Below are 10,863 nucleotides of genomic sequence, written 5' to 3'. Positions count from 1 at the left end.
TTTGGCGAGTACCTTGGTCTCATGTCCTCGATCACCGAGCTCCGCGACACCCTCATCGGTCTGCAACCCCCACCCGACGACGGGAGTGGTCGCGCGGCGGTCGAGCGACTCGACGAACTACGCGTGCTACGCAACGTCCTCGATCACCAGATCGCCGTCCACATCGCCCTGTTGGAGGATTCGGGAGCACCGGCGCGAGCAGGGTCGACGACCCGATCCTGGCTGATCGAGATGGGCCTACCCCCGACGGCCGCGCACCGCGGTGCACGGATCGCCGCCGGACTGGGATCGTTACCGAAAGTCGCTGACTGCGCCGCCGACGGGTATCTGTCTGCCGAGTGTGTCGATGCCGTGGTCCGCGGCATCGCGTCCATCGCCAAACAGGCAGCGCCCGCGCTGACCGACGATGACCGGTCGGTGTTCGAGAGCGAGCTGCTCGCGCAGGCGTTCTCCGGGGCCACCCCCGCCGAGATCAACACTCACGCCCGCAGTATCGCCATGCGGGTCGCCGTTGACGATCCGCACGCGGTTGCGGCAGCCGATGATGCGTCGCTGAACACTGTGCACACCAGGGTGACCGACGAAGGCCGGGTCGCGATCACCGCAGACGTAACCGCAGTGATCGGGGAGAAGTTCCTGTCGATGATCGACGAACGCTCCTGCCCGCGCCCCGAACCCGACGGCGCCGACGACCGCCGCGATGCCGGCCAACGCCGCGCGGACGGTCTGGAACTCCTTCTAGACCAGGCTGCGATCGGTGCAGCGATGACCACTGCGGGCGCACCGCGAACGCAGTTACTCATCACCATTCCTGCTGATGGCGTTGGACAGGCAAGGTTGCCGTGGGTCGGAGCAGTGACAGGCTCGACAGCACAACAACTCTCGTGCGACGGCGCGGTGGCCGACATCGTCCTCAACAGTGAGGGGGTGCCGTTGCGGATGGGAACGACGAAGCGGTTGTTCCCGCATCACCTGCGGCAAGCGATCGTCGTGCGGGATATGTGTTGCGTGAAGTGTGGTGCCCCAGCGGCACATACGCAAGTTCACCATCTGATCCCCTGGGCTGATGGTGGCGCTACTGATCTGGACAACGGGTGCCTGCTCTGCCAGCGCTGTCACACCCAGGTCCACCACCACGGCTGGCAGGTCGTGATGGGTCCCGACCGTCATCCCTGGCTCATCCCGCCCGCTGACATCGACCCGAAACGTCTACCCCGGCCGGCCTACAACCGGCGCACCATGCGACTCGACGACGCACTCGCGTAACCGCCTTTGCCCCACAGGCCCTCCGGCATCGACCCCGACGCCACACGACCCTTGACAACTCCACAGTGTTAAAACAAACCCCTGCCCACCGGGGCACTGTCGCGGAAGATGATCAGTAGCAATCTCTTCGCGAGAGATCCCTGGGGTCCCGGGGGGGATCGAAGCTGCACTTGAGATCAACCGTTCCCGCCTTCACAGCAACCAATAGCCAGGCGGTGAGTCAGCCCCGGCCCGGCCCCCTCCCCTCAGAGCGCAGCTGAGCCTGGAACACTTTCGGATCAGGCCGCGGCATCTCCGAAATCACTGCCGGAATCGGAATCGGCGCTCGAGTCCGAGTCGCTACCGGAGTCGTTGCCATCGGAATCAGAGGTGTCGGAATCAGCGGTGTCGGAATCAGCGGCGTCGGAATCAGCGGCGTCGGAACCGGCACCGTCGGAGTCAGCGGCGTCGGAACCGGCACCGTCGGAATCCAAAGTGTCAGGATCCGAGGTGTCGGGCTCGGGCGCGTCGGAGTCTCCAGCATCCGGGTTCCCGACGCCACCCTCTTCGGAGGCCAGCGGCGCGCGGTGCCTGCCGACGTAGGAATCCTCGGCCGAGCGGTGCTTGCCGACGTAGCTGTCGGCCTCGTCGGTCTCATCGTCGGTGGCGGCCGAATCCGCCGATGCGTCGACGACCGACATGATCGTGCGCGCCACGGTGTTCGACGCCCCGGAGCCGATTGCCTCGTTGCCGATCGGTTCGGTCGCGGGCAGACCGAACGGGAACTCGTAACTCGGGATGCGGATCACGGGGACGAGTTCGCCGGTGTCGAGTTGCCCGAACTCGATGACCGGCAGGCCCAGCCGATTCGGCCGGAGCTCGCCGTTGACCTCGACCAGCGGGCGGAAGGTGACGGTCGAACCCAGCCAGTCGACGGTGATCGGAGCCGTGAATCCGTAATCGCTCGTCAGCCGAAGGAAGTTCCCGCTGAACAGGTCGTAATCGCCCCCGATGCTCAGGCGGGCGAAGTCCTTGGAAAGCGACATCCAGTCGCCGTCGAAGTCGATTCCGGAGCCACTCAGGACGCCGGCGAGCAGACCCTCGAGAACGTCGGCGCCGAGTCCGCCGAGAACCCCTCCCGGATCGGCGATCAGCGCTGTCGGGTCAGTGAGCGCGAACTGTAGTTCGCCGTTCGGTTGCTGCCACCGGAAGTCGAAGGTGCCCAGCACGTTCGCGCAGGCTCCGGCGCCGTCGGCATAGGCACCGGTGAGGCCGCCATAGCAACCCACACCCTTGACGCCGGGTATCGTCGTGATCGTCTCGCCGAGGACCGTGACGTCGAGCGGCCCGGTGTTCCACGCGTGTGCCATCCCGATCAGTGCGAACGACCTCGCCGTCCGTCCGTCACTCGCCCCCGCGGTCGCGATGCTCAGCGGCAGATACGATGTCGCAGTCGCGTCGCCGCCGCGGTATGCGAGCGCGAACTGGAAACCGTTCCCGGCGACCGTCGCCGAGCCCTCGGTGGCGGGGCCGTCGGTCATCGTCGGTGGCAGGTCGATGCCGAGGAAGCGGAGGATGTCGCCGAGGACCGAACCGGACACGGTGTCGAACACCTGCTTGACCGGATCGTAGATCGCGACCGGCACCACCTCGATGCGGTCGGGCAGGACGACGGCGAGTCCGATGCCGCCGAGCTCGGTGCTCGACTGAGAGCAGTCGGCCCCGTCCCGGACGCCGCCGGAAACGCAGCTCTGGATGCGCCACTGCTCCGCGATGTCGGCGAGCGCGCCGTTCCCGATCTCGGAGATCAGACCGCCGAGCGGGTTTCCGCTGTTGAAACCGTTCAGCCAGTCGTCGAGTTCGCCGATCGCCGGTGGTATCACCGCGGCCTCGGCCACCGCCGGTTCCGCGACCTGTCCGGCGCCGATCGCGGCGACGGTCGCCAACGCGGCCGCCCCCGCGATCGCACGATGCTGCCGCCGCTGCTTCCGGTTCTCGCGTCGAGCGACCTTCGTCGATCGCTGAATTCCGCTGCGCCCCAACCTGGTCATCCGTCCCACCCTCTTCTCCCCGACCGCCCGAGCTGAGTAAGTGAATCATCACGCTCGGTGAACAGATGGTCGATCGGAGGAAATGGCACGAATCGGCGGTTCTGGTCAGACGTCCCACCCCTACCAGCGGTCGCGGTCGAGACCCTGACCAGAGGCACCGGCGTCGGCGGCGCACCCGAATCCCACGACCCGGCGGGCGGGACCGCTCTCTCCCGCGGCGATCTCGACCTTGCCCAGCATCATCGGCTCGGGCAGGGCGGCCAGGAACTCCCCCAGCGCCGACGGAGCGAGCGTCCACACCTCGCCGCGAATCGCACGGCCGGCCTCGGGATCGCGGATCAGTCCCGGTTTGGGCGGGGTCGTGTCGAGTGCGACCAGACGGTACGACGGGGTCGTGGTGACCTCGCCGGCCCACCGGGCACCCCGTTCGCTGAGCTCGTGCGTCAGTGGCCCACCCCGCATGTGCGCCCCGAAGACCGCGAGTTCGATCGCATCGTCGGGCTCCGCCCAGGAGGGCGCCACCGAGTCGTCACCGACGAAGCGACGTGCCACGTCGACGAGCACGGCGTCGGCATGCGCGACGCCGAGGAACGTGACGCCGAACTGTGCTGTGCTGCCGTCTCCTTCGATGACCGTCCCGGCCGGCACCGCGAGTCCGCAGAGGTCGAAGAGGTTGCAGAAGTTGGTGTATGTGCCCATCCGCGAGTTCACGCCCACCGGATCGGCGGCCACCTCGGCGAGCGTCGGGTGCGCCGGCGCGGTCGGGACCATCAGGACCGTCGCATCGCCCCATTGGTCCATCGCCGCCGCACGAAGGTCCGCCAGCCGACGACGGGCGCGCAACAGGTCGACCGCCGAGAATCGGTCCGCCGCACCGATGATGGCCGACACCGTCGGATCGAGGCCGGCGGCGCCGGGATCGGCAACGGAATCGAGGTAGTCCCCCACCGCCTCGTATCGCTCGGCGACGAGCGCGTCGTCGTAGAGGAGCCGGGCGGCCTCGAGGAACGGCGACAGGTCGATGGTCTTGATCATGAGCCCCGCCGCCTCGGCACGATGCACCGCGTCGTCGAACGCGGCGCGCCATCTGTCGTCCAGACCGGGCAGCTCGGTGGGCACGGCGACGACCGGGCGTTCGGGCGCGGCGTAGGGCATAGACTTCGGGAAGGGGCGTTTCCCAGCGGCTTTCGCCATCACCGCAACCGATCGGTCGGCCAGCGCGAGGTCGGCGGCGAAGATGGTGAGGACATCGTAGCTCCGACAGGCGGGTACGACTCCGTCGGTGGAGACGACACCGAGGGTCGGCTTGACACCGACGATGCCCTGCAGGCCCGCCGGCACCCGACCCGACCCGGCGGTGTCGGTCCCGATGGCGATGTCGGCGAATCCGAGGGCGACCGCCACCGCCGATCCCGAGCTCGATCCACCCGAGATGCGGTCGGGGCGTCGGGAATCCCGCACCGCACCATAGGGACTGCGAGTACCCACCAGTCCGGTCGCGAACTGGTCGAGATTGGTCTTGCCCAGCACCACCGCGCCGGCCGCACGCAGGGCGGCGACCGCGGGCGCATCGGCCTCGGGGGTGAAAGCGAAACCGGGACACCCGGCGGTGGTCGGCAGACCGCCGACGTCGACGTTGTCCTTGACCGCGAGAAGAATGCCCGCCAGCGGTCCGCCGGTCGCGACGGACCGCTCGTATTCGGCACGCACCTCGGCCTCGGGCCGGAGCGTGATGAACACCTCCGGACGATTCGCCTCGGCGATCCGCGCGTACACCTCGTCGATCCTGCTCATGCCACCCGCTCCTCGTCGTCCGCGTTCTCCGACGCTCCGCCGTCGGCCACGCTCACACCGGCCGCTCGCGCAGCGAATTCACCTTGCACCGACCATCTCTCGCGCTCCTCCGCACGAGCGATCTCCATCGTCTCCCGGCGAGCCGCGATGTCGCCGGCGTGCTCGTCGAGGAAGCGCTGATGCGCGGCCAGCGAGAACTCGCCGTCGACGATCTTCGTGCTGTCGCCGCGCCCGGCGGCGACGTCGGCCCGCATGTCGAGCAGCTCCTCCGAGCTGACCGGATACCAGTGAATACGGTCGAAGAACCGCAGCAGCCACGGATGTTCGGGATCGAAACCCGGGGCCGGCAACGGATGCCGGTGGTTCCACACCTGGGTTGTCCGTCCGACGAACTGATAACCGCCCGGGCCTTCCATGCCGTAGATGCACAGGTAGGCGCCGCCGATACCCACCGCGTTCTCCGGGGTCCAGGTGCGGGCCGGGTTGTACTTGGTCGTGACCAGGCGGTGGCGGGGATCCAGCGGAACGGCCACCGGCGCACCGAGATAGACGTCGCCGAGACCGAGGACGAGGTAACTGGCGTCGAAGACCGTGCGGTACACGTCGTCGACGGAGTCCAGGCCGTTCATCCGGCGGATGAACTCGATGTTCCACGGACACCACGGGGCGTCGGACCGCACGCCGAGCATGTACCGTTCGATTGCTTCGCGAGTGGCCGGGTCGTCCCATGAGAGCGGCAGGTGCACCGTACGGCTAGGCACCACGAGGTCTTCGGCGGCCGGCAGTTGGCTTTCGCATTCGGTCAGCCACTCCAGCATCTGCGCCTGCGACCACACGTCCGGGTCCGCCTTCACCTGCAGGGAGCGGATTCCTGGCGTGAGATCGATGAGCCCGCGCGGCTTCTCGGCGGCGATCCGCTCGGCCAGCGCATGTACCCGGGCCCGCAGGGCCAGGTCGAGGTGCATCTCGCCGTACTCGACGAGCACGTTGTCGTCGCCGGACCGGCGGTAGGTGACGGTGGTCGATCCGTCGGCGGTCGTCGTGGTGCCCAGGATTCCGTTGTCGGCGTCGCCGCCCGACGACAGGACGTCGACGAAGCACGCCCGCCGGCCCAACCCGACCTCGGCGGGCGAGGCCGCACGGTCACCGCGCACCGCGACGAACCGGATCGTGTCACCCGGCTTCAGCTGGCCGAGCTTCCAGCGCTGCGCGGTCGTGACCGTCACCGGGCACACGAATCCACCGAGACTCGGGCCGTCCGGGCCGAGCAGAATCGGTGTGTCCCCGGTGAAGTCGAGGGCACCGACCGAGTAGGCGGTGTCGTGGATGTTCGACGGGTGCAGACCGGCCTCGCCACCGTCGTCGCGCGCCCACCGGGGTTTGGGTCCGATCAGCCGGATACCGGTCCGGTCGGAGTTGAAGTGCACCTCGTAGTCGGTCGCGAACAGATCGGCGATGTCGTCCTCGGTGAAGAACTCCGGGGCGCCGTGGGGTCCGACGGTCACCGCCAGTTGCCAGCTGTTGGTGAACGCCGGTTGCTCGTCGGAGAGGATGCGCCGGCGCGCGCCGGCCGGCGCACCCAGCAACGCGAGATCGTCGCCGGCCACCAGCGCCCGCCCGTCGAGCCCGCCGAACTTCCCCATGGTGAAGGTGGACCGGCTCCCGAGGTGATCGGCGGCGTCGAACCCACCCCCCACCGCCAGATACGCCCGCATGCCGAGGGTGCCGATCGATCCGATGTCGAGCACGTCACCTGGTTCGAGAGTCAGCGGAACCCATTGCGGTGCAACTGTTCCGTTGATCGTCACCGGGACCGGCGCCCCGGTGACGGCCACGACCGCGGACCGGTCGAACCGCAGGGCCGGCCCCATCAGCGTGATCTCGAGACCGGCTGCCGTCCCCGGATTGCCGACAGCGATGTTGGCGAGCCGGAAGGACAGGTCGTCCATGGGACCGGAGGGGGGTACGCCGACCTTCCAGTACCCGACCCGGCCGGGCCAGTCCTGGATGGTGGTGAGCGGACCGGACCGCAGTACGGTCACCGCGCCCGTGGTGGTGGCAGACATGATGGTGGGATCCTCGTCGGAGTCAGGCGACGCCCGGGGGCGTGGAGGTGAACGGAGGTCAGGACGGCCGGGTGACGATGACGCGCACCGCCGTCGGATCGAATCCGTTGCAGGGGTTGTTGATCTGCGGGCAATTCGAGATGAGTACCAGGGTGTCGACCTCGGCGCGCAGCGCCAGTCGCTTGCCGGGGGCGGACAACCCGTCGACGATCCCCAGCGAGCCGTCGGGATCGACGGGGACGTTCATGAAGAAGTTGACGTTGCCGACGAGGTCGGCCTTGCCGAGGCCGTGCCGGCTGCCCTCGATGAGGAAGTTCTCGACGCATGCGTGCTGGTGCTTGGTGTGGTGGCCGTAGCGCAGCGTGTTGGACTCCTGCGAGCAGGCGCCGCCGAGGGTGTCGTGGTTGCCGACCTCGTCGGCGACGATCGTCATCAGCGGACTGGAGTCGTGGTCACGGATCACGCTGCCGGTGGTGAGGAAGATGTTGCCCTGCGCGGCGATCGTCGCCTGGGCCGAATACCGCTGGGCAGTGTCGGCGGCGGCGTAGAACAATGTGTCGACGGCCTGGTTGCCGTGCAGGTCGACGATGGTCAGCACGTCGCCGGCGGCGACGACGCCCGACCACGGAGCCCGGTCGCCCACATGCGCGTCGTCGACGACGGTGCCGGGGACGAGAGCGAGTTCGGCGGCCGGCGCCGAGGCGAAATCGGTGATGAGTGCGGTGTTTGTCTCGGTCACGATGGGTGGTCCTCTCTGCGGGTCGGCTCAGTGATGAGCCGCGGCCCAGACGTCTTCGGAGTTGGCGACCGCGCGCTGGTACTCGGGGTCGGTGCCGGCGACCTCGGCCAGCAGCGTGTCGAGATCGCTCTTCGCCTGCCACGCCAGCACTTCCAGCGAGGTGGTGTCGAAATGCGGCGACGGGTCGAGCGGATGCGCGGTGTTGGCGATCGCGACCGTGCACGGCAGATGCAGGATCAGATCGACCGAACGCCCGGGGCCCGCGCTGCCCGTCGAGCGCAGTGTCCCGTCGGCGTCGACGGTGACGCCGTGGAAGAACGACAGCGACGGCGCCACATCCGTAGGTGTCAGACCGTGCTTCGCGGCCGCGAGCGTGAACAGCTCACGTCCGGCCGGACTACCCGAATGCACCTCCCCGGCTCCATATCTCGCGGTGTTGCCCGCGAGGGTCGAGGTACCGCACAGGGCGTCGTGGTGACCGGAATCGTCGGCGACCACGGTTGCGAGCACGCGGCCCTGATCGCTGAGGAGCGGATGACCCGCACCCAGGTACGCCTGCCACGGGACCTTCACGGTGTCGGCGACGTTGAGACGCTCCCACGGCGCGTCGGCGCGCCAGAGCAGCAGATGTGCGCAGGCCGCGCCGGCCACATCGGTGAGCCGCAACCGGGTCCCCCGTGCCAGGACCTTGCTGGTGTAGCGGCCACCGGGCACCGCCTCCGCCCAGGTCAGCGAGGTGGCCGGGACGTCGGCGGGCGGGTTGGGCCAGGCCGATGGCGGCACCACCGGCATGCTGTCGGTGATGGCACCGGCCTGCGCACGGGCGTGTTCGCGGGCGCCCGTGGTGGTGCCGGTACCCGCCGCGGTGATCGTGCTCATTCGGAACTCCCTGTTGTAGATGGTGTTCGGGTGCCACCCTGCTCCCCGAGAAGCGAGCTAGCGAACGTCTCCCCCTGCTCCCCGAGAAGCGAGCTAGCGAACGTCTCCCCCTGCTCCCTGAGGAGCGAGCTTGCGAGCGTCTCCCCCTGCTCCCTGAGGAGCGAGCTTGCGAGCGTCACGAAGGGTCTTCGCAACTCGTCTCGCCAGGACCCTTCGTGACGCGCCCTCCGCAAGCTCCGGGCGCTCCTCAGGGAGCAGAGGTTGTGCGGTTCTTTCGGATTAGGGAGCAAGGGGGCATCAGGCGGACGGGGAGGTCGTCACCGGTCGCGGGTGTTCTTTTCCGCGGGGGTAGCAGGCGATGCCGACGAGGACGGTCGCCACGATGCAGATGGGGCCGGCCCAGCGGAGGATCGGCATCTCACCGGACGGGTCGAAGACCTCGGCCCGCGGCCACGCCAGATTGATCACCATCAGGACGCCGTAGAGCACCGCGAGGGCGTTCACCACGATCCCGAATCGGCCCAGGCTGAACAGCTTTCGGCCGCCGGCGTCGACGGCCGGCGTGTCCCGGCCGCCGCGATGCGGCCAGCCCTGGAACCGCCGGTAGAGCATCGGGCCGGTGACGGCCAGGTAGGCGAGGTAGATCAGGATGATGCACACGCTGGCGAGGGTCGCGAAGATCGCCGAGTTGCCGACGTTGACGAGCAGGATGCCGATGCAGAGCACACCGATCAGGATCGACGGCAGGATCGGGGTCCCGGTGCGGCTGTTGACATGTGCCAGTTGCGCCGAGAACGGGAGCCGGCCGTCGCGAGCCATGGAGAACATCAGACGCGAGCAGGCGGTCTGGATGGCGAGGGTGCAGATGAAGATGGCCACCGCCACGTCGGCGAGGAGGACCTTGCCCCAGAAGCTGCCGAGCACGGAATCGAGGACGTACGGCAGACCGCCGGTCGCGAGTTGCTCATCGAGGGTGGGTGCCGCCATCAGGGTGCCGAGCAGCATCAGTCCGCCGCCGATGGCCGAAACGGTCAGCGCCATCCGGATAGTGCGCGGTGCGACGCGGCGCGGGTCCCTCGTCTCCTCGGCCAGCTCACCCGCCGACCCGAAACCGACCATGACGTACGCGGCCATCAGACCGGAGACGATGAACGCCCAGATGTAACCGGGCTGCTGACCGGGAACGCCGGTGTCGAAGACGACGTCGGGACCGCGCTGGGCGTGGGTGAACAGTGCCAGGATCACCGCGACGACACCGACGAGTTCGCAGACGACGCCGATGCTGTTGACCCGGCTCATCCACCGGACGCCGACACAGTTGATGGCGGTCACGACCACGAGCAGAACCGAGCCGAGGAGGACGGCGTTGGCCGCACCGCTCGTGGTGGTGAGGGTCGGGTCGTCGCCGATGATCTGAAAGCCGATCCAGATCGACGGCAGGACGACCTGCAGGGCGATCGCGGCCGCGGCGGCGGTGACGACCTGCGCGATCATCATGAACCAGCCGCCGAACCAGCCGACGACCTCGCCGCCCATCCGGCGGGACCACTGGTAGATCGCGCCCGAGATCGGGTATCGCGCCGCGATTTCGGCGAAGCACAGCGCCACCAGGAACTGGCCGGCGTAGACGATCGGCCAGGTCCAGAAGAAGGCCGGGCCGCCGAAACCGAAACCCAGGCCGAACAACTGAAAGATGGTGGTCAGGATCGAGACGAACGAGAACCCGGCGGCGAAGGACGCGAACTTGCCGAGCGAACGATGGAGTTGCTGGTCGTAGCCGAGTGCCGAGAGGTCGTGAGCGTCGGCATCTCCGGCGCCCGGGCCGGACGATGATCCAGCGGCCGAGGAGGGCGATGCCGCGGGAGCCACTTCGGGGGTGGAGGTCATGCGCGGTCTTCCTTTCCGAGAAGAAGCTCCACGTTGAGCACGGTTGAGGCAGGCACTGTTTCCTGTCACCTGATAGGTAAGCCCTCGCTGATTTCTATCGATTGACAGAATTGTTCCGGTCGTGAAAACTCCCGTTACGTCCGCGTAATGTAGCTTCTCACCGAACGTGTCATTTTCTCATCGGCTTGTCATAGGCGTGTCA

At 68.1% G+C, this 10,863-nt stretch carries 7 protein-coding genes; 1 reads left to right on the top strand and 6 read right to left on the bottom strand.

Annotation, left to right across the window (positions count from 1 at the left end):
* The first annotated feature begins 21 nt into the window (after positions 1-21).
* The gene (locus M4D77_RS22065) at positions 22-1,266 is read left to right on the top strand and encodes an HNH endonuclease signature motif containing protein (protein WP_259937408.1); all 1,245 of its coding nucleotides are present in this window, start codon (positions 22-24) and stop codon (positions 1,264-1,266) included.
* A gap of 278 nt (positions 1,267-1,544) precedes the next feature.
* Here the strand turns inward: M4D77_RS22065 and M4D77_RS22060 are convergent, their stop codons facing one another.
* From M4D77_RS22060 to M4D77_RS22035, 6 genes are all read right to left on the bottom strand, one after another.
* Positions 1,545-3,296 (bottom strand): hypothetical protein, encoded by a 1,752-nt coding sequence (locus M4D77_RS22060; RefSeq protein ID WP_259937406.1) that lies wholly within the window; start codon positions 3,294-3,296, stop codon positions 1,545-1,547.
* Positions 3,297-3,416: 120 nt separating this feature from the next.
* Positions 3,417-5,090 (bottom strand): allophanate hydrolase, encoded by a 1,674-nt coding sequence (gene atzF, locus M4D77_RS22055; protein ID WP_259937405.1) that lies wholly within the window; start codon positions 5,088-5,090, stop codon positions 3,417-3,419.
* On the bottom strand, positions 5,087-7,156 hold the full coding sequence (locus M4D77_RS22050) for a 5-oxoprolinase/urea amidolyase family protein (RefSeq protein WP_259937403.1): 2,070 nt from the start codon (positions 7,154-7,156) through the stop codon (positions 5,087-5,089). Before M4D77_RS22050 ends, atzF begins: the two co-directional genes overlap by 4 nt.
* 58 nt (positions 7,157-7,214) lie before the next feature.
* Complete coding sequence (locus M4D77_RS22045) at positions 7,215-7,895, bottom strand: urea amidolyase associated protein UAAP2 (RefSeq protein WP_259937402.1); 681 nt, start codon at positions 7,893-7,895, stop codon at positions 7,215-7,217.
* 27 nt (positions 7,896-7,922) lie between these two features.
* Complete coding sequence (locus M4D77_RS22040) at positions 7,923-8,774, bottom strand: urea amidolyase associated protein UAAP1 (protein WP_137810302.1); 852 nt, start codon at positions 8,772-8,774, stop codon at positions 7,923-7,925.
* A 297-nt stretch (positions 8,775-9,071) separates the two neighbouring features.
* Entirely contained in the window at positions 9,072-10,661 is a 1,590-nt protein-coding gene (locus M4D77_RS22035) for an amino acid permease (protein ID WP_068970462.1), read from the bottom strand.
* Between the last annotated feature and the right edge of the window lie 202 nt (positions 10,662-10,863).

It is taken from the genome of Gordonia sp. p3-SID1431 (assembly GCF_025143765.1).
GTDB classification, from domain to species: domain Bacteria; phylum Actinomycetota; class Actinomycetes; order Mycobacteriales; family Mycobacteriaceae; genus Gordonia; species Gordonia hongkongensis.
The sequence above is the reverse complement of the archived record's forward strand: the minus strand, read 5'-3'. Positions and strand labels throughout refer to the sequence as shown.